Genomic DNA, 25,625 nt, shown 5'->3' with positions numbered 1-25,625 from the left:
GCGCCGCGCCGGTTGTTCCGGGATCGGCGTCGTTGTGACGCCGATCCTAGGAACGTCCGGATCAGACCTTGGCGGCCTCGTCGGCAGGATCGTCGATCGCGCCGGCACCGGTGGTGGGAGCGGTCTCGTTCTGCTGCGACCGAACACCTTCCTCGACCTTCTTGCCGAGCTCGGGGTCGACGTTGGTCCAGTACTCGAACACTCGGCTCAGAACCGGCTCGCTGACGCCGTTGAGGACGTGTCCGACGATGTTCCCGACCAGACGCTCGCGCTGCGCATCGTCCATGACCTCGCGGACGAGGGCTCCAGCTTGGACGAAGTCGCCGTCCTCGGGGTGCTCGATGTAGCCGGTGCGGACGAAGCGAGGCTCGAAGTCCCACGCTCCGTCGTCGCCGTACTTGTTCGTGTCCGCCGACGGACCGCCGAAGGAGTTCGGCGCGTAGACGGGCGTCTCCGGAGAGTTGAACGAGTACCGCATGTTGCCGTCCTTGGAGTACGAGTTGACCTCGGACTTCGGGGCGTTGACCGGCAGCTGCGCATAGTTCGCTCCGATGCGGTAACGATGCGCGTCCGCGTAGGAGAACACGCGGCCGAGCAGCATCTTGTCGGGGCTGAAGCCGATGCCGGGCACGGTGTTGGACGGCTCGAACGAGCTCTGCTCGATCTGTGCGAAGAAGTTCTCCGGGTTCCGGTTCAAGGTCATCTTGCCGACCTCGATGAGCGGGTAATCCTTCTGCGACCAGACCTTGGTGAGATCGAACGGGTTGTACTTGTAGTTTTCGGCCTCGTCGTACGGCATGAGCTGGACCTTGAGGGTCCAGCTGGGGAAGTCGCCGTTCTTGATGGACCCGAACAGGTCCTGACGGTGGTGGTCGGGTGACGTACCCGCAACCTCGTCGGCCTTGTCCTGCGTCAGGAAGTCGATGCCCTGATCGGTCTTGAAGTGGAACTTCACCCAGGTCTTCGTTCCGTCCTCGGCGATGAGCTGGTACGTGTGCGAACCGAAACCGTCCATGTGGCGGAACGACTTCGGGATGCCGCGGTCACCCATGAGCCACGTGACCTGGTGCGCCGACTCGGGCGAGAGGGTCCAGAAGTCCCACTGCATGTTGTTGTCACGCAGACCGGAGTCGGGCATGCGCTTCTGGCTGCGGATGAAGTCCTGGAACTTGATCGGATCCTTGACGAAGAAGATCGGCGTGTTGTTGCCGACGAGGTCCCAGTTGCCTTCCTCGGTGTAGAACTTCAGCGAGAAGCCGCGCGGATCACGCCAGGTGTCGGGGCTACCCTGCTCGCCGGCGACGGTGGAGAACCGTGCCAGCATCTCGGTCTTCGCGCCGGGCTGCAACGCCTTCGCCTTGGTGTACTTGCTGATGTCACCGGTGATCTCGAGCTCGCCGAACGCGCCCGCGCCCTTGGCATGCACGACGCGCTCCGGGACTCGCTCGCGGTTGAACTGCGCCATCTTCTCGATCAGGTAGTGATCGTGCAGCAGGATCGGGCCCTGTGCGCCGGCGGTGAGCGACTGATCGTCGCTGGCTACGGGGATTCCCGAGTTACTGGTGGTGGGCTTGCTGGTGGTCGGCTTGGTCATACGAAGCCTCCTGATGGCTGTATCGAGTCCGAGAGGGCTGTCCCGGACGAAATCTGTGCGGCCGAGGGCGCGGCCGGATTCTCATGGGGAATGCCCGTACTCACGCGGCATAAACCCTCGAGCTCGACCACCAGCATGCCATCAATCTGTACTAAGTCAAGAAAAGGATTGCCGTCAGGGCACCAGCCGCGCCTCACCCGTCCGCATCGAACCCGACACGATCTGCAACCCGAAATACGTGCCCGACGGCATCCAGCGATCGAGCGTCGGCCCCGACGCATCCACCTGCACTCGGGCCAACCTGGCTTTCCCCTTCAAGCTCGCGACGCCCAGAGCCGATCCGCCGGGCACCGGCTGCGCGAACCCGATCGATCCGCGCATCGGAAATGCGGGCCCGAAGCCGCGGGAGCCGGTCCGCACCGACCAGTCCCCACCGCTGACCCCGGCCTTGTTCAGCACGTCGCCGTCGAACTCGGCCAGCACCTTGGGCAGATGCCAGTTGGTCCTGCCGCCGTGCACCGACGTCGCGGAATCGACGGCGATGAACGGCACCGACATGCGCGGAATCTTTCCGACGTCCCGGCGCAACACCGGGCTCGCCAGTATCTCGCGGTAGGGACCGACGGGTGACGTCATGTAGTCGACGACCATGCACATCGTGATCGGCAACGTCTTCGCGCCGGCGGGAGCGAAATCCGACGACCGGGCGCGATGCCACCAGATCGTGGCCCGGACGTTCGCCGGCCACGGCGCTGCGGGGCTGACCGGCCAATCGGTGCGCTCGGTCTCCGACTCGGCGACGCTCCACATCAGGAGTCCCTCCCCACGACGGTCAGCGGCAGGCGCAGCGCGCCCGGCGCGGTCACCGGCACCACCGGGTTGGACGGCTGAACCGGTGCCACCTCGACATAACCCGAGCCGACGGCAGGCCTACGGTCCGGCTCACCCTTGTTGGGCCACAACGCCATTGCCCGCTCGGCCTGCGCGGTGATGGTCAGAGACGGATTGACGCCGAGGTTGGCGCTGACGGCAGACCCGTCGAGCACGTGCAAGCCCTCGTACCCGTACACCCGCTGGTAGCCGTCGATCACACCGGTGTTCGGTGAATCACCGATGGCGCAGCCGCCGAGGAAGTGCGCGGTCATCGGAATGTTGACGATCTCGGCGATCGACCCGCCCGGATCGCCGCCGATCTTGTCGGCGAGCAACCTGATGGCCGTGTGCCCCTGCGGAATCCACTGCGGCGGGGGATCGCCCGCCCCGGGCCGACTCGTCAGTCGACGCCCGAACGGCCCCTTCTTCGAGCCCAGCTCGAGGGAGTTGTCGTCGGTCTGCATCACCAGAGCGATGACGGTGCGTTCGGACCACCTGTGGACCGACAGACTGCGGGCCGCCGCGCCGGGGTGACGCAGCGCCACTCCGAGCGTCTTGAGAATCCGCGGCACCTTGCCGCCGCCGTCACTGAGAACGGTTTGCAGCAGCCCGATCGCGTTGCTGCCCTTGCCGTATCGCACCGGTTCGATGTGCGTGTGATCGTCCGGGTGGAACGACGAGGTGATCGCCACTCCCTCGTGGTAGTCGACCTCGCGTCCGCGCGCCGTTGCGGCCAGTACGGCCTCGGAGTTGGTACGTACCAACGAACCGATCTTGTTCGACAGCCGCGGCAACGAGCCCTTCTCCTTCGCGGCGAGCATGAGCTTCTGCGTTCCGTAGGTGCCGGCCGAGAAGACCACCTGATCGGCGGTGATCGTCTTCTCCTTGCGGCGCAGCTTGCCGCCGGTGCGGCGCGTCACGACGTCGTAGCCGCTGCCGTTCGGGCGGACGTCCACGACGGTCGTCAGCGGAAGGATGTGTGCGCCTGCACGTTCGGCGAGGTAGAGGTAATTCTTGACGAGGGTGTTCTTCGCGCCGACGCGGCAACCCGTCATGCACGAACCACACTCGGTGCACCCGGTCCGCTCCGGGCCGGCACCACCGAAGAACGGGTCGGGTGCAGTCTTGCCACGGTCACCGAAGTAGACGCCCACCGGAGTAGAGGTGAACGTGTCGCCCACGCCCATGTCCTCGGCGACCTCCTTCATGACCTTGTCCGAGGCAGTGATCGTCGGGTTCGTCTCGACCCCGAGCATCCGACGCGCCTGGTCGTAGTACGGATTCAGTTCACGCTTCCAGTCCGTGATGGCACCCCACTGCGGGTCCTCGAAGAACTTCGTCGGCGGCTGGTACAGCGTGTTGGCGTAGTTGAGCGAGCCTCCGCCGACGCCTGCCCCCGCCATCACCAGCACGTCGGGCAACAGATGGATACGTTGGACGCCGTAGCAGCCGAGCGCCGGAGCCCACAGGTACTTACGCAAACGCCAACTGGTCTTGGGCAATTCGTGATCGGCGAACCGTCGGCCGGATTCCAGCACCGCCACCCGGTAGCCCTTCTCGACGGCCCGCAGCGCGGCGACGCTCCCGCCGAACCCGGAGCCGATGATCAGTACGTCGTAGTCGCTCATGCGGAAACCGCCTTCTTGTCTGATTCACGGGTGTCGGAGACGAGTCGGTAATTCGAGGTGTCGAACGTTCGCGTCTTGTTGCGGAACCGGAACGTGTACGTGGGCCACATCGTCGAGTTGCGTCCGTTGGCGTCGAGGTACCAGCTCGAGCAGCCGCCGGCATTCCAGACTGTGCCGTCGAGAGAAGAGTCGACCCACGAGTTGTGCTGCTGCTGAGCGGATTCGGATACCTCGACGGCGGTTGCATGATGGTCCCGCATCTCGCTGAGCGCCGAGACGACGTAATTGGCCTGCGACTCGAGCATGTAGACGATCGAACTGTGCCCGAGATTGGTGTTGGGGCCGTACATCAGGAAGAGATTCGGGAACCCGGCGACGGTGGTACCCAGGTGGGCCTGCGGGCTACCGCCCCAGCGCTCCGCGAGAGTACGACCATCGCTGCCGCGCAACAGATGCGACACCGGCGGTTCGGTCGGGGTGAACCCCGTCGCGAAGATGATGGTGTCCACCTCGTAGTTGCGGCCCGACGCGTCGACGACGCCGTTCTCGGTCACCGACGTCAGGCCCGATGTCACCAAGTCGACGTCGGGTCGATCCAGCGTCCGCAGCCAATCGTTGGACAGCAGAAGACGTTTGCAGCCGGGTGCGTAGTCGGGGGTCAGAGCCGCCCTCTTCGTCGGGTTCTTGACCTGACGCTTCAGATTGGCCTTCGCGAATGCCTTGACGGCGGGCAACATCCACGGGTTGTCGGCCAGCACGGTCACGTATGCCTCGCGGTACCCGTAGATGATGCCGCGAACCGCGCGATGAGCCGCGGGGACCTTCTCGTACAGAGTCCGCTCGACCCGGCCGATGGTGCGGTCCAGACGTGGGATTACCCAGGCGGGTGTGCGCTGAAAGACGGTGAGCCGCTGGGCCTTGTCGACGATCTCGGGCACGAACTGCACCGCCGACGCTCCAGTGCCGATCACGGCGACGCGCTCTCCGGTGAGATCGTGCTCGTGGTTCCACGTCGCGGAGTGGAACACAGTTCCCTGGAATGTGTCGATGCCCGGGACGTCCGGGATCTTCGGCGTCGACAGTGCGCCGGTGGCAGCTATGAGAACTCTGACGCTCGCCGCGCCCTTCGAGGTCTGCACGGTCCACCGCTGGTCCGCGTCACTCCAATCGGCCGACAGCAGTTCGCAATCGGTGACGATGCGATCCCGCACGTTCAGCCGCTCGACCACCGATTGGAGGTAGTCGAACAGCTCCGGTTGGCGCGCGAAGGTGTGACTCCACTTCGGGCTCGGCGCGAACGAGAACGAGTACAACGACGTCGGGACATCGCACGCACACCCGGGGTAGGTGTTGTCCCGCCATGTGCCGCCCACCTCCGACGCTCGCTCGATGACGGTCACGTCGGCACTCGGATCGGCGGCGAGGATCTTCGCCACCGCGGCGAGGCCGGCGAAACCGGCTCCGACGACGAGCACGTCGACTTGTTGGGGCAGTGCAGAATTCACGAGTCCATCACCTTTTCGGACCAGACGGGGAGGAGCCGTCCGCGCAGCTGCGCGTCGGCTTCGGGGGTACGGAACAGAGCCGATACAGCGAGCCCGCGTGCCAGCTCGACGCTGAGCTCGATGGACTCGGTGGACATGCGGCTACCCATGACGATCTGAGCGCCGCTCTGGATGGCCTCGGCGACGCGGCGCTCGAGCGGAACCATTGCCTCGTGCAGAGCCGGATCGGTACGTGCCGCGACCCACAGCTCGAGCGCGGCATAGAACAGCGGGCCCGAGAACGCGTCGACGAGGATCTCGGGTCCGCGTTCCGGATCGGGCTCGGCTTCCAGAATCTCGGACAGGCGGCGGTCGACGAGATGCTCGACGGCAGCGGTCACCAACGTCTCCTTGGTCGGGAAGTGGTGCAGCTGCGCTCCACGGGATACTCCGGCACGCCGCGCGATCTCCTGCGTGCTGGTCTTCGAGAAACCCAGCTCGACGAGGCACTCGATGGCTGCATCGAGCAACTTTGCGCGGGTCCCCGCGGTGCGTTCGGCCTGCGTGCGGCGCGGGGTAGGCGCGCCGTCGCTGAGCTCTGTGTCGGTAGTCACACTTCGCACAGTAGCGTCAAAACAACAAACAGTCCAGCCTGACTTTAAGTTTTGTCGCAACTGCGCTCATCACTCCGATCTCGAGCGAAGACCCCGCCATCGCGAGAGCCAATCGTCGCGCGGATATCGGGCACACCCACGTTCCAGGGGGGGGCGGGCACGTCTCACGTCGACGGAAGAGATCCACCGTGACCGGCAATTCGGTGCGTCCCCAGGACGCACTTCAAACGAATGATCCTCGTTCGACGGACTCCGGATTAGGAAAGGCACCGTGGCGGCGTTCGTCGCGAATGCGCACGCGCTCCGCGACGTGGAACCCGGGACCGAGGCTCACGACGAACTGATCGCGACGCTGAAAGAGCTGGCACCGCAGCTGGCGGCAATCGGAGTGTTCGAGCCACGGGACCCGCAGATCGCCCACCTGGTGGACGTCGCGACTCACACCGACTGACCGACAGTTTGTGCCGACTCGCCGCGGGCAATACCCCGGCCATGGCTCTCCCCTCGCATGGCCGCTTCGAGTACTCCCCCATCGTCGATCGGCCTCGGTTCGAGTGGCCGGGCGGCGCACGTCTCGCGGTGTATGTCGCGGTCAACTGCGAGCACTTTCCGTATGACGACGGGCAGCCCGGCCTGGGTTACACGCCCGCGATGGACCAACCCAACACGTACAACTGGGGCTGGCGCGAATACGGCAATCGCGTCGGCGGCTTCCGCATCGCAGAGACATTGCAGCAGTACGGAATTCGGCCGACACTGCTGGTCAACACCGAGGTGTACGAGCACGCTCCGCAGCTGACCGCGGCGTTCCGAGCACTCGACGCCGAGGTCGTCGCACACGGCCGAACGAATGCCGTGCAACCGAACGATCAGGACGAGGACGCCGAACGCCGCTCTATCGAGGATGTCACCGCCGCGATCGAGCGACACGAGGGAGCGCCGCCCCGAGGATGGATGAGCCCCGGCGCCAACCCGAGCCGCGTCACCGAGGACCTCCTCGCGGAGCGCGGTTACCAGTACACCTTGGACTGGCCCGTCGACGACCAACCGGTGTGGCTACAGACCCGCGGCGGCCCACTGCTCAGCGTCCCGTATCCCCACGAGATCAACGATCTGCCGATGTTCGTCCATCACCATCAGACCGCAGAAGCGTTCGAGCACAACATCATCGGAAGCTTCGACGAGCTGAAGGAGAACTCGGCAAGGCAACCGGTGGTGCTCGCGATCTCCGTGCACACCTTCCTGACGGGACAGCCCTACCGACTGCGACGGTTCCGTGCTGCACTCGAGCACCTGACCGCCAACAACGACGGCGTCTGGTTCACCACCCCCGGCGACATCGCGGCGCACTACCGCACGGTTGTACCTCCCGTCCGATAGATCGGCTGGACCGCTGTCGGCGTGGAGTCAGGCTGCTCGTTGTTTTCGTCGGTGGTAGCTGGGGAGGGGTTCCTGTCTGGGGTCGACGGATTCGGGTGGGATGGCGTAGGGGTGTCCGTCGTCGCCCATCAGCAGCTGCCAGTCGCCGTGGTGGACGAGGCGGTGGCATTCTCCGCAGACGAGCGCGAGGTTGTCGATGTCGGTGGGGCCGCCGTGTTCCCAGAATCTGATGTGGTGGGCTTGGCACCACTGTGCGGGGCGGCCGCACATGACGCAGCAGGTGTCGCGGATGGTCAGGGCGATGCGTTGGTCGTCGGAGGCGAGTCTGGTGGTTCGTCCGAGCGCGAGTGGTACGCCGTGGTGGTCGACGATGACGGGGGTCAGGTCGGCGTCGCAGGTGACCAGCTCGGCGAGGAAGCGACTGATGGGCCCGGTCCAGTCGAGGTGGAACGGCCAGTCCGCGTCGCCCGGCTCGGGGACACATTTCTGCACGGCACCACCACATCCGGATGCCGCTTCGCCGTGAGCAGCGATATCCCCTCGAGCCACTCCATGCGGACGCGAGCCGTTGCTGTCGCCGCCGTTCGAGGAGCTCCCCGCGCCCGTACCGGTGTCGCCCGATTCCGTTGCGGTGCTGACCGTTTGCTTGTTTGCGCCGTGGGCGAGCAAGTCCCGCAGGGGAACGATCAGGTGCACCGACGCCCGCGACCCGCCCGCCGACCCACGAGTGCTGCCGCGGAGGTGTCGGTCGAGGATCTGATCGAGTGCATCGGCCCGGCGCTTCGACGGGCTGCGTGGGTCGCGCTCCCCGCCGGGACCTGGTCGCGGTGCCGTCAACGGCGACAGAGCGGTGAGCAGCTTCTCGGCGAGCAACAGGTCGATGTCGCCACCGACCTGGAAGCGGCCGTTGGCCAGCGGGTGCAGGTCGAACCGGTTCAGTGCCGAGTTCTCCGACACCGGTCGCGGTGCAGGTGTCGGCGGAACAGGCTCGGGCGCAGGCGGTTCCGGATCCGGTGTCGGGTCGCCGTGTCGGTCGGAGGACGTGGCGGTGTCGGCGGCGCGACGCTCCTGTTCCTGCTGTTCTTTCTCTCGGCGTTGTTTCTCGGCTTCCGCGTGTCGTGCTCGGGCGTCGTCCGCGGCCGCATGCGCCAAAGCCTGCGCGCGGGAGGTCACCTGCCCCGCGGTGTTGCGCATCGCGGTGTCGAGGAGTTCGGCGACAATTCCGTCGCGGCGCTCCTGATCCAACGTCGGGTCGGCCACCAGCGCGACGTCGTATCCCTCGGCGATGGCGGCGGCGTGTGCGGCATGGATGCGGCCGTCGGCGAGGGCGTCGAGCACGGTGGGGTGATCGAACAGCCAGTACCCCAGTGCGTTCTGGCGGGCGGCGGATCCGTCGGTGATCCGTATCGATCGGGCGTACCAGCGGGTGACGGACGAGTGCCCGAGTTTCATCGCCAAGCCGCGTCGGTCGATCTCGGCGAGCAACGTCAATCTCTTTGCTGCGAGAGCGTTTTCGAGGGAGGTCACATCGGCGAGCTCGGAGACCAATTCCTGGTCCCCGAGCTCGAACACATCCCCCCATGTCTTCACACCACGAAAGCTATACCCACCCACCGACAGACTTTTTCAACGAGCCCCTTACAAGGCGCGCATGCTGTTGTTCCGCGCATTGTGGGTGAGCTCTGCAAGGCCGAGCTCTTCGAGTAGCGGTGGCAGATACATGCCGAAGCGGCCGCGGTATCCGTTCCTGAGCCCGTACCAACCACCGACCGGGTTGTCCGGCGAGCGCCCCCACGCTTCGACCGTGTCCGGCGCTGCCGGCTTCTTCTCGTCAGCGGCACCGAGTAACACCCAGTCGCCACGTTCGGTGAGCCAACCGTGCAGGTCTTCGATTGCCTCGATGCGGTATCGAAGAGTCGTCGACCCCACCTGGCACACGAGGGCAGGTGGCTCGTGGTCGGGATCACGGTACATGGTGTACGCCGAGGTGCCGGGGGCGGTGGTGAGAGCCCACGGGTCGGATTTCGTTCCGCTGGTCATGGCCTGGGTCCGTTCAGTCGTCGCAGTCAGCCGACGGGCAGAAAGACCGACCGAGCACGGTCATTGCCTTACACGGCACGGTCAGTGTGGGCCGACCTGACGGCGAACACAACCAACTCGCGACCCTAACCACGTTCGGGGTCGTGCGTCACGGAGCGACGGTGCGGTACCGCAGCATCATTTCGTGGTCCTCGTGGTCGAGCATGTGGCAGTGCCACATGTACCCCTGCAGTTCGGACGGACCCGCAGCCGGCATGTCGTGACCGCTCATATCGTGACCGCCGTGGTGTGCGGCCGGTCCAGCGAACGTGGCGTCGGGATCGAAGCCGAGTTCGTCCGCCGTCGGGAATCGGACCAGAATCTGGGTGACGGTGCCCGGGTACGTGTTGACGGTGTCTTTCCACCCGGCTTCCCAGGTGGCCGGCGGCACCGAGGGGCCGGTGAGGAACTTTTCCACCGGCGGAGCCCATTTGGTGCCGAACGTCGGCCGGGGGAAGTCTCGTTGGTATGCCGCGAGGTCGATGGGAATGCGTCCCAGCGTCCGGAAGTGCGCCAGGTGCAGGTGAATTGGGTGCGGCTCGACCGTCGTGTTGACGATGTTCCACATCTCCACGGTGCCCTGCTTGGGCATCTCGATGTCCGGGTCGGAGTACCGCAGGTTGTTCAGGTTCATCAGCGTCATGTCGAGGTTCAGCCCACCGGAGGGCTGGTTGACGGTGACGGTGCGCGAGAAAGTGGGTGTCGGCAACGCGGGCAACAGATCCGGCTGCCCCTTTCCCCCGCGCAGCAACGACGGCATGCCACCCCGGAACCCCACCGCGGACGCGACGCGGAACTGGCAGAACATCGGCATCGGGACGGCTCCGAGCGACGCGGCCTGCGCCGGCGGCGGCTCGTCGTTGAGCAACTCGACCAACGCCCCTGCCTCGACGGCTCCGAAGTCGACGAGGATGTCGGCGCGCTCGGCGGGTGCGAGCCGGATGCTGGTGGTCTCCACCGGTGCGTCGAGTAATCCACCGTCGTTTCCGATGACCCAGAATCGTAACTTGTTGGTGAAGAAGAGGTTCCACACGCTGTACGACCCGGCGTTGACGAGCCGCAGCCGGTACATGCCCCGGGCCACTTCCATCGTCGGCCAGATCTTGCCGTTGACGACGCCGACGTCGCCGGTACCGCCGCCCTCCCACTTACCCTGCGGCACAGTGATATTGGAGCGGATACTCATGCTGCCGTCTGGATTCATGATCTTTTCCTGCAGCACCAACGGCAACTCGAATTCGCCCGAGGGCAGACCGAGGGCGTTGTCGGATGTGCCGGTGTCCCACCGATCACGGACGAGGTTCATCCCGAGCAGGCCCGCGTACACGTTGATACGTGTCATGGACATGGCGTGGTCGTGGTACCAGAGTCCGGCGGCGTCGTTCAGACCCGAGAAGTTGTGCGTCATCGACTCACCCGGGCGCACCAGCATCTCGGAGTGCCCGTCGCTCGCGGGTTCGGTGACGGCACCGTGCAGGTGCAGTGCCGTCGGCGTCATCGTGCGATCCATCTCGCTCATGCCGTGCAGCGAGGTGTCTACGTCGGCGGCGAGTGGGTTGCCTGCGGTGGTGTTGGAGTACTTCAGCGTCCACGGCTGGCCCTGCTGCGATTCGATGGTGGGCCCGAGGTAGTCGCACTGGCCGTAGCCGAACGTAGGCGCGGGCCTGAGATCGGCGTGGAACGAGTGGGTGGCGCTGTGCGCGTCCAGGGAGATCTCGGTACCGCTGATCAGCGGCAACCGCGGTAGCTCGTCACGGAACGGCGTCAGCGGCGGCGAATGGAACAGCAGTGGGCTCTGCCCGCGGAGGAAGTCGTCGGCCAGTGCTCGACGCGTCGTCGACGCCACGGGTATCGCTGCTGCTCCGGCTGCCACTGCGGCCGCCGCCAGCCCACGTAGGGCGGTGCGTCTGGACACGGAGCCGCTCACCCGGCCACCTTCCTCCTGGTTGTGATGGGGCCCATACTATGTGCTGGTCGGCTCCCGCCGTCACCCCACACTCGGATCGTCCGGCACGTTCCTGCCGGTGGAGGGATCTATTTCGTCATGGCAACAATCTCTTTCGAGCGCACGACCAGGCTTTTTCCCGGCTCCGACACCCCCGCGGTGAACGAGCTCGATCTGCACATCGAGGACGGTGAGTTCCTCGTTCTGGTCGGCCCCTCCGGGTGCGGCAAGTCGACGTCGCTCCGGATGCTCGCCGGGCTCGAGGAGGTCAACTCGGGACGCATCCTCATCGGCGGCAAGGACGTCACCAATTCCGAACCCAAGGATCGCGACATCGCGATGGTGTTCCAGAACTACGCGCTGTACCCCCACATGACCGTCGCGGAGAACATGGGGTTCGCGCTCAAGCTGGCGAAGGCGAACAAGGAGGACATTCGCACTCGCGTCGAGGAGGCCGCCAAGCTACTCGACCTCGAGCCGTACCTGGACCGCAAGCCCAAGGCGCTCTCCGGCGGCCAGCGGCAGCGAGTTGCCATGGGGCGCGCCATTGTTCGGCAGCCCCAGGTGTTTTTGATGGACGAGCCGCTGTCCAATCTCGACGCCAAATTGAGGGTTCAGACGCGGACGCAGATCGCTCAGTTGCAGCGTCGGCTCGGCACGACGACGGTCTACGTCACGCACGATCAGGTCGAGGCCATGACGATGGGTGATCGCGTCGCCGTCCTGAAAGGTGGTGTGCTGCAACAGTGCGCCACCCCGCGTGAGCTCTACCGAACCCCGGTCAACGCATTCGTCGCCGGGTTCATGGGCTCACCGTCGATGAATCTGTTCCGCGCTCCGGTCACCGACGGCGGCGTCCGCCTGGCCGATCAGGTAGTCCCGGTCCCACGTCAGACGCTCGGTTCCGCGACCGAGGTGATGTTCGGCATTCGTCCCGAGCACATCGAGATCGCAAGCAGCGGAATAGCTCTCGAGATCGACGTCGTCGAAGAGCTCGGTTCCGAGGCCTTCGTGTTCGGCCGCGCGGACATCAACGGCCGGACCGAAACCATTGTCGCTCGGGCCGATTGGCGCAGCCCGCCCGAGAAGGGCGACCGCGTTCACGTCCGCATCGACGAAGCCCATGCGCACATCTTCGACGCCTCCGCCGAAGGTCACCGCCTGAACTGACCGTCGTGCGCGTTGTGCGTACCCCTGGGGACACACAACGCGCACGACCTCAGACCAGGAGCTCGGCGATCTGAATAGTGTTGAGCGCGGCACCCTTACGCAGGTTGTCGCCCGAGACGAACAGCGCGAGTCCGCGGCCCTCGGGGACGCCCGGATCCTGGCGGATGCGGCCGACGAGGGAGTCGTCCTTGCCTGCAGCTTCCAGCGGCGTCGGTACGTCGACCAGCGAGACACCCGGTGCGGAGGCCAGCAGTTCACGAGCGCGTTCCACTGACAGCGGTGAAGCGAACTCGGCGTTGATCGACAGCGAGTGCCCGGTGAAGACCGGTACACGCACGCACGTTCCGCTGACCAGCAGGTCGGGCAGTCCGAGGATCTTGCGCGATTCGTTGCGCAGCTTCTGGTCCTCGTCGGTCTCGCCGGATCCGTCGTCCACCAACGCGCCGGCCAGCGGCAGAACGTTGAAAGCGATGGGCGCGACGTACTTGTTCGGGGCCGGGAAATCGACCGACGAACCGTCGTGCACCAGTTTTTCGACGTCGTCGATGACGGCGCGTGCCTGCGTGGCGAGCTCGTCGACGCCGGCGAGTCCGCTACCGGACACCGCCTGGTAACTCGAGACGATCAACCGCTGCAAGCCGGCTTCGTCGTGCAACACCTTGAGCACCGGCATGGCGGCCATGGTGGTGCAGTTGGGGTTGGCGATGATGCCGCGGGGCGGGTTCTTCGCGGCCTCGGGGTTGACCTCGCTGACCACCAGCGGCACATCGGAGTCCTTGCGGAACGCCGACGAGTTGTCGATGACGGTGGCGCCTGCGGCAGCGAATCGCGGTGCCTGCTCACGCGAAAGCGTGGCACCGGCCGAGAACAGAGCGATGTCGATACCGGTGAGGTCCGCGGTGGACGCGTCCTCGACGATGATCTCCTCGCCGCGGAACGGCAGCTTCTTGCCCGCCGAGCGTGCGGAGGCGAAGAATCGAACGGTGTCGGCGGGAAAGTTGCGCTCCTCCAACAGGGTTCGCATAACGGCACCGACCTGGCCGGTGGCTCCTACGACTGCAACTGTGGTCATGGCTATCGTCCTGTTCCTGCGTGCACGACGGCTTCTTCGTCGCCGCCGAGATCGAAGGCGGCGTGCAGTGCGCGCACGGCGTCGTCGAGCTGAGTGTCGCTGCACAGCACCGAGATACGGATCTCGGAGGTGCTGATGAGATCGATGTTGATGCCGGCGTCGGCGAGGGCCTCACAGAACGTCGCGGTGACGCCGGGGTGGCTCTTCATACCGGCACCGACGAGCGAGACCTTGCCGATGTGGTCGTCGTAGAGCACCTGCGCGAAGCCGATATCGGCCTGCAGCTTGGTGAGCTTCTCCACGGCCGTCGGACCGTCGGCCTTGGGGCAGGTGAAGGTGATGTCGGTCTTGCCGGTGTCGATCTTGGAGACGTTCTGCAACACCATGTCGATGTTGATCTCGGAGTCGGCCACGGCGCGAAAGACCTTGGCGGCGTAGCCCGGTGTGTCGGGCAGACCGACGACGGTGACCTTCGCCTCGCTGCGATCGTGTGCGACGCCGGTGAGAATTGCTTCTTCCACTGGAATGTCCTCCATAGATCCGGAGACGATCGTTCCGGGTTTGGTGGTGTACGACGAGCGCACGTGAACGGGAACGTTGTAGCGACGGGCATATTCGACGCAGCGCAGCATGAGCACCTTCGCGCCGCAGGCTGCCATTTCGAGCATCTCCTCGAACGAGACGGTCTCGAGGTGGCGTGCGTTGGGAACGATGCGCGGGTCTGCGGTGAAGATGCCGTCGACGTCGGTGTAGATCTCGCAGACGTCGGCGTTCAAGGCCGCGGCGAGCGCGACGGCGGTGGTGTCGGACCCACCACGACCGAGCGTGGTGACGTCCTTGCTGTCCTGACTGACGCCCTGGAAGCCGGCGACGAGCACGATCGACCCCTCGTCGAGTGCGCTGCGGACGCGGCCGGGGGTGACGTCGATGATCTTGGCGTTGCCGTGCACGCTGGTGGTGACGACGCCTGCCTGGGAACCGGTGAACGACCGTGCCTCGGCGCCGAGCGAGTGGATGGCCATCGCGACCAGCGCGTTGGAGATGCGTTCACCCGAGGTGAGCAGCATGTCCATCTCGCGAGCAGGCGGGGCCGGGCACACCTGCTGTGCCAGGTCGAGCAGTTCGTCGGTGGTGTCGCCCATCGCCGATACGACGACGACAACGTCGTTGCCCGCCTTCTTGGTCTCGACGATTCGTTCAGCGACGCGTCGGATACGTTCGGCGGTCCCCACCGACGATCCACCGTACTTCTGGACGATGAGAGCCACGCGTTTTACCTCCGCTGGATAGCCGACAATCGTTCGATTGTCCGCGGGTCACCTTACCGAGCGAATGCCCCGAGCAGTGGGCCGGGTAGCTCCGAGCTGGGACTTTAGGGCCTCTCGCCTGCCTTAACATGTTCGAGTGACCGTTCCCGAACATCTCCCACCACCGCCGGCTCGAGGCCTGAAGGTGCTCTTCGGGCTCCCCGCCGTCGGCCGGCGCTGGCCCGGTGGACTGCGTTCGGCGCTGGCGTTCGGTGTTCCGGCGATCCTGGCGTGGCTGCTCGGATTCCACACCGAGGCACTACTGGTGGTCTCCGGCAGTTTTGCGGTGATCTACGGCGAAGGCCGCCCCTATCGATCGCGCTGGTGGGTAGTCCTGACCGCAGGGGCCGCCCTGGTGGCCTCGGTGTGGCTGGGCGCGACGGCCGGTCGGCTCGCCCTCGACTTCGGCGAGACCGGGTGGGCGCGGATGATCCCGGTGACCGTGTTGTCGGTTCTCGCTCTCGTCGCGGTCTACGTCGTGGCAGCGCTGCGACTCGGCCCGCCCGGAGCCTTCTTCTTCGTGCTGGTGTGCGCGGTGGCGTCGTACCTCCCTGCCGCCGACATCAGCGCGACCCGCGGTGCCGTGTGCGCGGCGATCGGGGTGGCGTCGGCTCTGGTGGTCGCGATGTCCGGGATGGTGCGTGACCCGAGGGGTCCCGAACGGGCCGCCGTCGGTGCGGCCGTGGCGGCGATCGAGAAGTACACGACATCGCCGACGGCGTCCGTCGTCGATCGGCACACCGCCGCCTCGCGTCTGCACGCGGCGTGGGCCGCGGTGTACGAGGCCGGGTCGACGCGCGGGACCTCGCGCCCCGCGCTGGTACAGACCCTGTTCGACGCCCATCTCGCGTTTGCGGCTGCCACGAGGGCGCGCGCCGGTGCAGTCCCGGATCCGGAAAGTGCGGTGGAATCGCCACGAGATCAGCTGCCGCTGGCTCGTCCGGGCATCGGGTATCGGTTGAGGCGGTCGTTGCATCGAGATTCGCACGCGGCGTCCACGGCGATCCGGGTGTTCTGCGCGGCGGCAGGTGCCGGCGGGATCAGTGTGGCGCTGGGTTTGAGCAGGCCGGATTGGGCGATCCTCGGCGCGGTCCTGGTGCTCCAGCAGGGGCCGGATCGTGTGCACGGGACGTACCGCGGCATGCAGCGGCTCGGCGGAACGCTGGCCGGAGTGGTGCTGTTCTCGGCGATCTATCTTTCGCCGCTGACCGGTCTCGCGGTGATCGTGGTGTTGATGGTGCTGCAGTTCGCGATCGAGATCAGTGTGGCGCGCAATTACGGTCTCGCCGTCACGTTCATCACCCCACTCGCGTTACTGATGGGCACCATCTCGCATCCGGGCGCTCCGCTCGGCGGCATCGTCGTCGATCGGGTGGTGGAGACCGCGGTGGGCGTCGCCCTTGCCTTCGCGGCGCTGTGGTTGTTGTTACCGGGCGCTTTTCGGCGCGCGCTGCTGTGGTCCGATCGGCGGGTTCTGGAGTTGACCGACCGATTGTTGACGGCCCTCCGAACCGAAAAAGCTTCGGCGTCAGCCACTATGGAGCTACGACGAGATGTCCAGTTCGAGCTGGTCGGTGCCGCGCTCGCGGGAGCCGAAGCGGCGCACAACGATCGCCGCTGGGCGCATCGAGTCTGGGATCGGCATGCAGAGGTCGATCATCTCGGATACGAACTGCTCGCACGGTGTTGGACCGGGGACGATGTCGGACGACCGAACGACATCGATCAGTGGCAGCGCAGGCACGACACCGTGACCGGAAAATTCGACTCCCGAACCCTGGGGTAGGCGGTCGGTCTGCGGTAGTACACTCACCCCATGCTGCGAGCTCTCCTTCTTAACAGCCGCGACGGGGTCTGAGACCAGACTGGCTTCCCGTCGCGGGGTTCGTTGCGCCGGTCGAACACCATTGCTCTGATCTGTACGGAGAGACGAAGACCATGTCACCAGCCGACGCATTCACCTCGGGATCCCGCACCATCACCCCGCCCTCACGGCCCGCGCCCAGCGACCAGCCTGCGTGGAACACCCAGAAGAACTCCTCGATGCCCACGTTCCGTTATCGGCCGTTCGCCGAGGAAGTGGAGCCCGTCACCCTCCCCGACCGCACCTGGCCGGACAAGATCATCGACCGGACGCCGCAGTGGTGTGCCGTCGATCTGCGCGACGGCAACCAGGCACTGATCGATCCGATGAGCCCCGCGCGCAAGCGCCGGATGTTCGACCTGCTGGTCCGGATGGGCTACAAGCAGATCGAGGTCGGCTTCCCGTCCGCCAGCCAGACCGACTTCGACTTCGTCCGCGAAATCATCGAAGACGGCGCGATTCCCGACGACGTCACCATCCAGGTTCTGACGCAGTGCCGTCCCGAACTGATCGAGCGCACGTTCGTCGCGTGCGAGGGCGCTCGCAGCGTCATCGTGCACTTCTACAACTCGACGTCGATCCTGCAGCGCAAAGTGGTGTTCCGGGCCGATCGTGACGTCATCAAGAAGATCGCGACCGACGGTGCTCGCAAGGTACTCGAAGAAGCAGCCAAGTTCCCCGATACCGACTGGCGCTACGAGTACTCCCCCGAGTCCTACACCGGCACCGAACTCAGCTACGCCAAAGAGGTGTGCGACGCGGTCACCGCCGTCATCGACCCGACGCCCGAGAAGCCTCTGATCCTGAACCTGCCGGCCACCGTCGAGATGGCGACGCCGAACGTCTACGCCGACTCGATCGAGTGGATGAGCCGCAACCTCGATCGTCGCGACAGCATCGTGCTGTCTCTGCACCCGCACAACGACCGCGGAACCGGTGTTGCCGCAGCCGAACTGGGCTACCAGGCCGGTGCCGATCGCATCGAGGGATGCCTGTTCGGCAACGGTGAGCGCACCGGCAACGTCTGCCTGGTCACGCTCGGCCTGAACCTGTTCACCCGCGGCGTCGATCCGCAGATCGACTTCTCCAACATCGACGAGATTCGCCGCACGGTCGAGTACTGCAACCAGCTGCCCGTCGCCGAGCGCCACCCCTACGGCGGCGACCTGGTGTACACCGCGTTCTCGGGCAGCCATCAGGACGCGATCAACAAGGGCCTCGATGCCATGAAGGTCACGGCAGACGAACAGGGTTCGGACATCGGCGACATCACCTGGCAGGTGCCGTACCTGCCCATCGACCCCAAGGATGTCGGCCGCACCTACGAGGCCGTCATCCGTGTCAACTCGCAGTCCGGCAAGGGCGGCGTCGCGTACATCATGAAGTCCGATCACGGGCTGAACCTGCCGCGTCGCCTGCAGATCGAGTTCTCCCAGGCAGTCCAGCGCATCACCGACGGTGAGGGCGGCGAGGTCTCGCCGAAGGAGATGTGGGACGTCTTCGCCGAGGAGTACCTGACGCCGATCCGTCCGCTCGAGCGCATCAAGCAGTCGGTACAGGCTGCCGAGATCGACGGCGGAACCGACACCATCACCGCCACGGTCAAGGTCGACGGCGTCGAGCAGGAAATCTCCGGCTCCGGCAACGGACCACTCGCCTCGTTCGTCGACGCGCTGTCCACCATCGGTTACGACGTCAGCGTCCTCGACTACTCCGAGCACGCACTGTCCGCAGGCGACGACGCCCAGGCCGCCGCCTACGTCGAAGCCTCGGTCACCTCGGCTGCAGGTGTCGCCACCACAGTCTGGGGCGTCGGCATCGCGACCTCGATCACCACAGCGTCACTGCGCGCTGTGGTCTCGGCCGTGAACCGCGCGCTGAAGTAACTTCGCTGCTCGACGACACGCCGCTCACCTTTCGGGGTGGGCGGCGTGTTGCGTTGTGGGGCCCTCACGAAAAGAAAGCGGGCGCGGTCGACGTGGGGCTCACTGGGATTTCCGGTCGACGAAAGGGACCAAAGACCCGTGTGCACGGGGTGCCGCAAATGCCACACTGAATCAGCCGCCGGGGCACCTTAGAGAATGGAAGTTCGCCATGGATTCTTTCTGGGATTTTCTTTGGCTTCTCATCGTCGGGTTCGCCTTCGTGGCCTACCTCATGGTGATGTTCTCGATCATCGGAGATCTTTTTCGGGACCACAAGACATCCGGGTTCGTCAAAGCCCTGTGGGTGCTCTTCCTCATCGTTGCGCCGTTCCTCACCGCGCTGGTCTACCTCATCGTGAACGGCAGCAACATGGCCAAGCGTCAGGTTGCCGCCCTGCAGCACGCACAGGACCAGCAGGAGGAGTACATCAAGCACGTCGCCGGTCGATCTGCGTCCGAAGAGATCGCACACGCAAAGGCGTTGCTGGACAACGGAACCATCGATCAGGACGAGTTCACGACGCTCAAGGCCAAAGCGCTGTCCTGAACGTCGCTTCCGCTCCGAACGCATCGAGCACAGCGGCGATCGCGGGTAGTCGCCGCGCATCCATCCTCGTCGCGAGTTCGTAGATTCGCCCGGCTCGAACGCCGGCGAGCTCTCGACGTACCAGGCCCGGATGCACAACGGCGTAGCGCGGCATCAACGCCACTCCGTGCCCGGCCGCGACGAGTGTTTCGGTCACTCGAAAGTCGTTGATGCGTTGGACAACTCGCGGCTGAACTCCGGTCACCGAGGCCACGGAAAGCAACACGTCGTCGACCGGAAAACCGCCGCGAACGCTGATCCACCGCTCGTCGATCAGGTCTCGCAGATCGATCGAGCCTTGCTGCGCCAGTGCGTGATCGAGAGGCAACACCAGATCGATGGGCTCGCGCATCAGGGTCGTCACCTCGATCCGTGGACCCGCCGTCGACGGAGCCCTGTCGTCTCGGTGGGTGAGCACCACGTCGTAATCGGCGAGTAGCTCGGGCACCGAGGATGCGGGCAGGTCCTCGTCGCGCGCATCGATGTCGACGTCCGAGTCCGCCAACCGCGTCAGGACCCCGGGCAGCAGCAGTGCCGCACCCGACGGGAACAGGGCAACTCGGACGCGTCCCCGCGGAGACGCTCGATAACGATCCATTTCTGCTGTGGCGCGGGCGAGGGCAGCGAGAACCTCGTCGGTTCTGAGTACCAGTGCCCGCCCGGCGTCGGTGAGGCGCAGCCGGCGCCCGTCCGGTTCGAGCAATGTCACGCCGGCCTCGCGCGCCAGCAACTTGAGCTGTTGAGACACCGCCGACGGAGTCATCGACATCGCCTCGGCGACCGATGCAACGGTCCCGCGGTCGGCAAGCTCAGCGAGGATCCGGAGCCGCTCCACATTCATACAGAAAATCTTAACTGTTGGTGCGGATATATTCGATTGTGCTGATTGTTTGCACCCGTCACGATAAATGGCATGACCACACGCGACCGCCTCCTCGGACTGACTGTCGCCGTTCTGTGGGGACTGAACTTCCTCGCCATCCGCGTCGGGCTCGACCACTTTCCGCCCTTCTTCTTCGCGGCACTGCGCTTTCTGGTCATCGCAGTTCCGGTCGTGATGTTCGTTCCGCGACCGAAGGTGCCCCTGAAATGGTTGTTGCTCTACGGCTTCGGCTTCGGTTTCCTGCAGTTCGCCTTCCTGTTCGCGGCGATGGCGGCAGGCATGCCCACCGGATTGGCGTCGCTCGTCCTGCAGTCGTCCGCTCCGTTCACCGTCATTCTCGGCGCGCTGCTGTTACGCGAACACGTGAGCCGCAGGCAGGCAATCGGCATCGGTGTGGCCGTCCTCGGCATGGTCCTCATCGGGTGGGATCGCGCCCAGAACGCCACCCTGCTGCCTGTCGTCCTCACCCTGCTCGCCGGTCTGGGCTGGGCCTTCGGCAATCTCGGAAACCGACTGGCCAAATCCAACTCCCCGATGACACTGATGCTGTGGATGACCGTCATCCCGCCGGTGCCGATGTTGGCGCTGTCGGCGGTCGTCGAGGGCCCGAGCACGGGCTGGCACGCGCTGGCCGACTCGTTCGGATCGCAGGGCTGGCCCGGTCTGGTCGCGTTGGCGTACATCGTGATTCCCGCCACGATCATGGGAAGCGGCCTGTGGAGCATCCTGATGAGCCGCAACCCGGCCGGTCTCGTCGCACCGTTCTCGCTGCTGGTTCCCGTCGTCGGTATCGCGGGTGCCTGGGCGTTCCTCGACGAAACCCCGTCGCTGTTGGCCCTGCTCGGCGGAGCGATCGTCATCGGCGGCTGCCTGGGCGGAATGGCTGCCAGGAAGCCGACCCCAGTTCTGGAGAAAGTACCGGTATGAGGGCGGGAGTGGAGCGTGCGGAATGAGCGAGGGGTAGCAAGCGTCGACGTGAAACTGCACGCTCTTCTGTGCCAGACTCGGCGGATGGCTGAACTGGGTGAGCGCAGACGTATCGGCGCCCGCGGCCGCGTGGCATTACGCGCGGCGGAGCTGGCGACGTGGGCGTCCCGCAAGGCGGGCCGAGGCAAAGGCTCGATGATCGGTGGTCTGGTCGCGCTCAAGATCGATCCGACCATTCTGGGCGGCCTTGGCCGTGGGCGACGCACCGTCATCGTCACCGGCACCAACGGCAAATCGACCACGACGCGGATGACGGCAGCCGCACTGGCCACTCTCGGCGACGTCGCCACCCAGGCCGACGGAGCCAACATGGATGCCGGCATCGTCGCGGCATTGCACGCTCATTTCGACGCGGAGCTGGCGGCCCTGGAGGTCGACGAACTCCACGTCCCCCACGTATCCGACGCCGTCGATCCCGCGGCGATCGTTCTGCTGAATCTCAGCCGCGACCAGCTCGACCGTGTCGGCGAGATCAACATGATCGAGCGAGCCCTGCGCGCCGGGTTGGCCCGTCATCCCGACACCGTCGTCATTGCCAACTGCGACGACGTCCTCGTCACCTCGGCGGCATTCGATGCGCCGAACGTCGTGTGGGTCGCCGCGGGCGGCGGCTGGGCCGGCGACTCCGTCAGCTGCCCGCGTACCGGCGAACCCATCGTCTGGGACGGCGAGCACTGGTACAGCACCGGAAGCGATTTCAAGCGTCCGACGCCGGATTGGTGGCTCGACGACGAGAATCTCTACGGCCCCGATGGGCTCGTTCTACCGATGACATTGGCGCTGCCGGGGAAGGCCAACCGCGGCAACGCAGCTCAGGCCGTGGCTGCAGCCGTCACTCTCGGCGCAACGCCTGCCGACGCCGTCGCTGCCGCATCGGGAGTCGACGAGGTGGCCGGGCGTTACTCCACCGTCCAGTACGGATCGCATTCCGTCCGAATGCTTCTGGCCAAGAATCCTGCCGGTTGGCAGGAAGCACTGTCGATGATCGATCCCACGTGCGACGGTCTCGTCATCGCCGTCAACGGGCAGATTCCCGACGGTGAAGACCTGTCGTGGCTGTGGGACGTGCGTTTCGAGCACTTCGAGGACGTCGCTGTCGTCGCGGCCGGTGAACGCGCGACCGACCTGGGCGTCCGCCTGCTGTATGCCGGTTCGCAGCACACCACCATCGCAGATCCGTTGCAGGCCATCGCATCCTGCCCGCCGGGACGCGTCGAAGTGCTGGCCAACTACACCGCGTTCCGCGATCTCGGTCGCGCACTGGCACGGGAGACCAAGGATGTCTGAGTCCACCGTTCGGATCGGCCTCGTTCTGCCCGACGTCATGGGCACGTACGGCGACAACGGCAATGCCCTCGTTCTCCGCCAGCGACTGCGGATGCGCGACATCGACGCCGAGGTCGTGCACATCACGCTCAACGATCCGGTCCCGGATTCGTTGGACGTGTACACCCTTGGTGGAGCGGAGGATTCGGCTCAGCGCCTCGCGACGCGTCACCTCACCCGATACCCGGGCCTGCAGAACGCAGCTGCTCGCGGTGTGCCGGTACTCGCGATCTGCGCCGCGATCCAGGTGCTCGGGCACTGGTACGAGACCTCCGCAGGCGAACGCGTAGACGGCATCTCTCTCTTCGACGTGACCACCGCGCCCCAGGCCACCCGATCCATCGGTGAAGTCGTCACCGAACCCACGCTCGACGGTCTCACCCAGAAGCTCAGTGGATTCGAGAATCATCGCGGCGGAACGACACTCGGGCCTGATGCCGCACCGCTCGCCAAGGTCACGCACGGGGTGGGTAACGGTGTCGGCGACGGACGTGAAGGCGTCGTACAGGGTTCGGTGCTGGGCACGTACATGCACGGGCCGGTACTCGCCCGAAACCCGGAGTTGGCGGACTACCTACTCGGTCGGGCGCTGGGCACTACTCTCGCTCCCCTCGACCTCCCCGAGGTCACGCAACTCCGCAGGGAGCGGCTCCGCCGCACGTGAGTGAAACTTCGTAGCCCACTACGATTTTCCACTCACGACGTGCACCGTTCACAGGGGTACGACGCGTCGTTCCATCCCTCTCTGACCAGCACCTCGCGGACTTCGCGGTACACACCGCACGGGTCTTCGGTCACTTCGTGCCAGCCGTACATCAGCCGCGGCAGGTTTCGTAATTCCGCGGCATTGTCGCGTCGTCGATCGCGAAAACGCCGCTGCTTGGCGGAGTGGAAAGCCTGGCCGTCCAGCCTGACGATGAGGTCGCATATTTCGTAACGAATGTCCTCGAAGAGTTGACGGCCGTCGACGAAGACCGGTGCCTGTCGCTTCCCGGCCGGAAGTCCGTGCGCCTGTTCGACATCGAGCACGTAGCGGTGCTCCAGCGCAGAATGGACCCCGTCGCGCATGAGAGCCAATGTATGCAGAATCGCCTTCAGGTAGCGCATCGGCCGTCGGACCTCGATCTTGCGCGTCATTGCCGCGACGTTCACGCCGCCCGATGACATCGCTGAAACCAGCGTGATCACCGCCTGCCTCGACGACGGTTCCGCGACTGTCAGATCCAGCACCGTGTCGGCAGCGCTCGTTCGCGCCGGATTCGTCTCGACGCCGATGTGGCTCATGGCTCGGGAACGGTGCACGATCACGCCGGGATGAATTTGTTCATTGCTCTCCGACGTGAAGTTCTGCTTGGCGTGTCGCATTGTCGGCGGCCTGCTGATTGCCGAGCACCCGTAGGGAACGGTGAGATGAACCGGCCCAGAACTGACCCGCCGCCACCCCCACTCCTCAGCGGCGGTGGTGTGGCTGAGCAACGCTCCCCGGCCCGCGAACAACAATGCCGCCGACAGCTGCATCTCACGAGTCAGCGGTCCGTTGGTCACCGATATGACTCCACGAAACACCCGGAGCCACTGCCCGGTTTCCACACAGTGGTCGATGGAGTCCTTGTTGACCCCGTTCTCGTGCATTTGTTTCGTGGTGATGATTCCGTGCTGATCGTCCAGTAGTCGCTGCCAGGCACCCGCCGGTCTCGTCCTCATGTATCTCAGGATGGCCGGTTTACGGTGACCGCGTCAGAATCTATCCACAGGCTGTGGATAGACGGGGTCGTGAGTGGAAACTCGACCCCTGCTACGAACTTCCACGCACGTGCGGCGAAGCCGCTCTCACATACGACGCCTGCCGGTGAGAGCTCGGCCGAGTGTCAGTTCGTCGGCGAATTCGAGGTCTCCGCCCATCGGCAGGCCGGAGGCGAGACGGGTGATGGCGAGACCGGGGAAATCGCGCATCATCCGCACCAAATACGTAGCCGTTGCTTCGCCCTCGGTGTTGGGGTCGGTGGCAATGATGACCTCGGTGACGTCGACGCCGTCGTCCTGAGTTCCCACGCGGGTCAACAACTCTCGGATGCGCAGCTGGTCGGGGCCCACTCCGTTGAGTGGGTCGAGCGCTCCGCCGAGTACGTGGTACCGGCCTTTGAATTCGCGCGTACGTTCCACGGCCTGAACGTCTTTGGGCTCTTCGACGACGCAGATCATGGACCTGTCGCGTCGGGAGTCGGCGCAGATTCGGCACAGTTCCTTGTCCGATACGGTCCCGCAGACGATGCAGAACTGCACGCCGTCGCGGATGCGCTGCAGCGCGCGCATGAGGCGATCGACCTCGGGTGGCTCGACGGCCAGGAGGTGAAATGCTATGCGCTGAGCGCTCTTCGGACCGACTCCGGGGAACTTTCCCAGCTCGTCGATCAGATCCTGTACGGGACCTTCGTACACTCGTCTCGCCTAGAAGCCGGGTAGTCCGAGGGAGCCGCCGCCGAGACCGCCTGCGAGGGGGCCGAGCTTCTCGCTCGCTACGTTCTGCGCTGCCTTCGACGCGTCGGCGATGGCACCGATCACCAGGTCCTGCAGTGTCTCGACGTCGTCGGGATCCACGATCTTGGGGTCGATGGTTAGTCCGACCACTTCGCCCGTTCCCTTGACGGTCGCCACGACGAGTCCGCCGCCGGCCTGACCGGTGACCTCGGTTTCGGCGATCTCCGCCTGTGCTGCCATCAGTTGCTGCTGCATCTGCTGAGCCTGCTGCAGAATCGAGGCCATGTCGGGCTGTTCACCGGGTTGCACTGTGCCGTCCTCTCGCGTGGGTCGAAGCGAGCTCCAGCGTAGTCGCACGGTGTCGGAAGACGTTCGGCCGCACGATCGGGTTCGACACTCGACTGACGTTCCGTCAGTTCTGAGCCGACGT

The 25,625-nt window shown here is 65.4% G+C and carries 23 protein-coding genes; 9 read left to right on the top strand and 14 right to left on the bottom strand.

What is annotated here, in order from left to right:
- Positions 1-61: 61 nt before the first annotated feature.
- The 5 genes from RFA01S_RS03915 to RFA01S_RS03895 all read right to left on the bottom strand — a co-directional run bounded on the left by RFA01S_RS03915 (position 62) and on the right by RFA01S_RS03895 (position 6,202).
- Positions 62-1,594 carry a catalase gene (locus RFA01S_RS03915; RefSeq protein WP_027494511.1) on the bottom strand — a complete coding sequence of 511 codons (1,533 nt, stop codon included), beginning with the start codon at positions 1,592-1,594 and terminating at the stop codon, positions 62-64.
- Positions 1,595-1,768: 174 nt separating this feature from the next.
- A complete protein-coding gene (locus RFA01S_RS03910) occupies positions 1,769-2,404 on the bottom strand; it encodes a hypothetical protein (RefSeq protein WP_032373787.1) in 636 nt (211 codons plus the stop codon).
- On the bottom strand, positions 2,404-4,095 hold the full coding sequence (locus tag RFA01S_RS03905) for a GMC oxidoreductase (RefSeq protein ID WP_032373786.1): 1,692 nt from the start codon (positions 4,093-4,095) through the stop codon (positions 2,404-2,406). The genes RFA01S_RS03910 and RFA01S_RS03905 overlap by 1 nt, the downstream gene beginning before the upstream one ends.
- Entirely contained in the window at positions 4,092-5,600 is a 1,509-nt protein-coding gene (locus RFA01S_RS03900; protein WP_238325074.1) for a flavin-containing monooxygenase, read from the bottom strand. The genes RFA01S_RS03905 and RFA01S_RS03900 overlap by 4 nt, the downstream gene beginning before the upstream one ends.
- Positions 5,597-6,202: a TetR/AcrR family transcriptional regulator gene (locus RFA01S_RS03895; protein WP_371128968.1), complete on the bottom strand. Its 606-nt coding sequence runs from the start codon at positions 6,200-6,202 to the stop codon at positions 5,597-5,599. Before RFA01S_RS03895 ends, RFA01S_RS03900 begins: the two co-directional genes overlap by 4 nt.
- 262 nt (positions 6,203-6,464) lie before the next feature.
- On the opposite strand from RFA01S_RS03895, the gene RFA01S_RS03890 reads away from it, so the two are divergent.
- Together RFA01S_RS03890 and RFA01S_RS03885 are read left to right on the top strand one after the other, a co-directional pair.
- A complete protein-coding gene (locus RFA01S_RS03890; protein WP_027494516.1) occupies positions 6,465-6,644 on the top strand; it encodes a hypothetical protein in 180 nt (59 codons plus the stop codon).
- 41 nt (positions 6,645-6,685) lie between these two features.
- On the top strand, positions 6,686-7,573 hold the full coding sequence (locus RFA01S_RS03885) for a polysaccharide deacetylase family protein (RefSeq protein ID WP_027494517.1): 888 nt from the start codon (positions 6,686-6,688) through the stop codon (positions 7,571-7,573).
- A gap of 27 nt (positions 7,574-7,600) precedes the next feature.
- Here RFA01S_RS03885 and RFA01S_RS03880 read toward each other — a convergent pair whose 3' ends face one another.
- From RFA01S_RS03880 to RFA01S_RS03870, 3 genes are all read right to left on the bottom strand, one after another.
- Positions 7,601-9,163, bottom strand: coding sequence for an HNH endonuclease signature motif containing protein (locus RFA01S_RS03880; protein WP_255283964.1), 1,563 nt, complete (start codon positions 9,161-9,163; stop codon positions 7,601-7,603).
- A 48-nt stretch (positions 9,164-9,211) separates the two neighbouring features.
- On the bottom strand, positions 9,212-9,613 hold the full coding sequence (locus RFA01S_RS03875) for a DUF6855 family protein (RefSeq protein WP_032385994.1): 402 nt from the start codon (positions 9,611-9,613) through the stop codon (positions 9,212-9,214).
- Positions 9,614-9,761: 148 nt separating this feature from the next.
- Positions 9,762-11,579, bottom strand: coding sequence for a multicopper oxidase family protein (locus RFA01S_RS03870; protein WP_032408451.1), 1,818 nt, complete (start codon positions 11,577-11,579; stop codon positions 9,762-9,764).
- Positions 11,580-11,696: 117 nt separating this feature from the next.
- Between RFA01S_RS03870 and RFA01S_RS03865 the strand changes: the two genes are divergently transcribed.
- A complete protein-coding gene (locus tag RFA01S_RS03865; RefSeq protein WP_027494521.1) occupies positions 11,697-12,767 on the top strand; it encodes an ABC transporter ATP-binding protein in 1,071 nt (356 codons plus the stop codon).
- Positions 12,768-12,816: 49 nt separating this feature from the next.
- Here the strand turns inward: RFA01S_RS03865 and RFA01S_RS03860 are convergent, their stop codons facing one another.
- Both RFA01S_RS03860 and RFA01S_RS03855 read right to left on the bottom strand, forming a co-directional pair.
- Positions 12,817-13,839, bottom strand: coding sequence for an aspartate-semialdehyde dehydrogenase (locus tag RFA01S_RS03860; protein ID WP_027494522.1), 1,023 nt, complete (start codon positions 13,837-13,839; stop codon positions 12,817-12,819).
- A 2-nt stretch (positions 13,840-13,841) separates the two neighbouring features.
- Complete coding sequence (locus RFA01S_RS03855; protein WP_027494523.1) at positions 13,842-15,107, bottom strand: aspartate kinase; 1,266 nt, start codon at positions 15,105-15,107, stop codon at positions 13,842-13,844.
- Between the two features lie 136 nt (positions 15,108-15,243).
- On the opposite strand from RFA01S_RS03855, the gene RFA01S_RS03850 reads away from it, so the two are divergent.
- The 3 genes from RFA01S_RS03850 to RFA01S_RS03840 all read left to right on the top strand — a co-directional run bounded on the left by RFA01S_RS03850 (position 15,244) and on the right by RFA01S_RS03840 (position 19,482).
- Positions 15,244-16,932: an FUSC family protein gene (locus tag RFA01S_RS03850; protein ID WP_032408450.1), complete on the top strand. Its 1,689-nt coding sequence runs from the start codon at positions 15,244-15,246 to the stop codon at positions 16,930-16,932.
- A 152-nt stretch (positions 16,933-17,084) separates the two neighbouring features.
- Positions 17,085-18,896: a 2-isopropylmalate synthase gene (leuA, locus tag RFA01S_RS03845; RefSeq protein ID WP_032408449.1), complete on the top strand. Its 1,812-nt coding sequence runs from the start codon at positions 17,085-17,087 to the stop codon at positions 18,894-18,896.
- 208 nt (positions 18,897-19,104) lie between these two features.
- Positions 19,105-19,482 (top strand): SHOCT domain-containing protein, encoded by a 378-nt coding sequence (locus RFA01S_RS03840; RefSeq protein ID WP_027494525.1) that lies wholly within the window; start codon positions 19,105-19,107, stop codon positions 19,480-19,482.
- Here the strand turns inward: RFA01S_RS03840 and RFA01S_RS03835 are convergent.
- Positions 19,460-20,362, bottom strand: coding sequence for a LysR family transcriptional regulator (locus tag RFA01S_RS03835; protein WP_027494526.1), 903 nt, complete (start codon positions 20,360-20,362; stop codon positions 19,460-19,462). The two genes, RFA01S_RS03840 and RFA01S_RS03835, sit on opposite strands and share 23 nt — an antisense overlap.
- Positions 20,363-20,434: 72 nt before the next feature.
- Between RFA01S_RS03835 and RFA01S_RS03830 the strand changes: the two genes are divergently transcribed.
- The 3 genes from RFA01S_RS03830 (at position 20,435) to RFA01S_RS03820 (ending at position 23,381) form a co-directional block, all read left to right on the top strand.
- Positions 20,435-21,331 carry an EamA family transporter gene (locus RFA01S_RS03830; RefSeq protein ID WP_027494527.1) on the top strand — a complete coding sequence of 299 codons (897 nt, stop codon included), beginning with the start codon at positions 20,435-20,437 and terminating at the stop codon, positions 21,329-21,331.
- Positions 21,332-21,415: 84 nt separating this feature from the next.
- Positions 21,416-22,678 carry a Mur ligase family protein gene (locus RFA01S_RS03825; protein ID WP_032400335.1) on the top strand — a complete coding sequence of 421 codons (1,263 nt, stop codon included), beginning with the start codon at positions 21,416-21,418 and terminating at the stop codon, positions 22,676-22,678.
- Positions 22,671-23,381: a type 1 glutamine amidotransferase gene (locus tag RFA01S_RS03820; protein ID WP_032408448.1), complete on the top strand. Its 711-nt coding sequence runs from the start codon at positions 22,671-22,673 to the stop codon at positions 23,379-23,381. The genes RFA01S_RS03825 and RFA01S_RS03820 overlap by 8 nt, the downstream gene beginning before the upstream one ends.
- A 32-nt stretch (positions 23,382-23,413) precedes the next feature.
- Here the strand turns inward: RFA01S_RS03820 and RFA01S_RS03815 are convergent, their stop codons facing one another.
- From RFA01S_RS03815 to RFA01S_RS03805, 3 genes are all read right to left on the bottom strand, one after another.
- Positions 23,414-24,421: a type IV toxin-antitoxin system AbiEi family antitoxin domain-containing protein gene (locus tag RFA01S_RS03815; RefSeq protein WP_027494530.1), complete on the bottom strand. Its 1,008-nt coding sequence runs from the start codon at positions 24,419-24,421 to the stop codon at positions 23,414-23,416.
- 126 nt (positions 24,422-24,547) lie between these two features.
- The gene (gene recR, locus RFA01S_RS03810) at positions 24,548-25,156 is read right to left on the bottom strand and encodes a recombination mediator RecR (RefSeq protein WP_027494532.1); all 609 of its coding nucleotides are present in this window, start codon (positions 25,154-25,156) and stop codon (positions 24,548-24,550) included.
- 9 nt (positions 25,157-25,165) lie between these two features.
- Positions 25,166-25,504, bottom strand: a complete 339-nt coding sequence (locus RFA01S_RS03805) for a YbaB/EbfC family nucleoid-associated protein (RefSeq protein WP_027494533.1) — start codon at positions 25,502-25,504, stop codon at positions 25,166-25,168.
- Positions 25,505-25,625: the final 121 nt, after the last annotated feature.

The sequence above is a fragment of the Rhodococcoides fascians NBRC 12155 = LMG 3623 genome (assembly GCF_001894785.1).
GTDB classification, from domain to species: domain Bacteria; phylum Actinomycetota; class Actinomycetes; order Mycobacteriales; family Mycobacteriaceae; genus Rhodococcoides; species Rhodococcoides fascians.
Note: the sequence above shows the minus strand (reverse complement) of the source record. Positions and strands in the feature narration are given on the sequence as shown.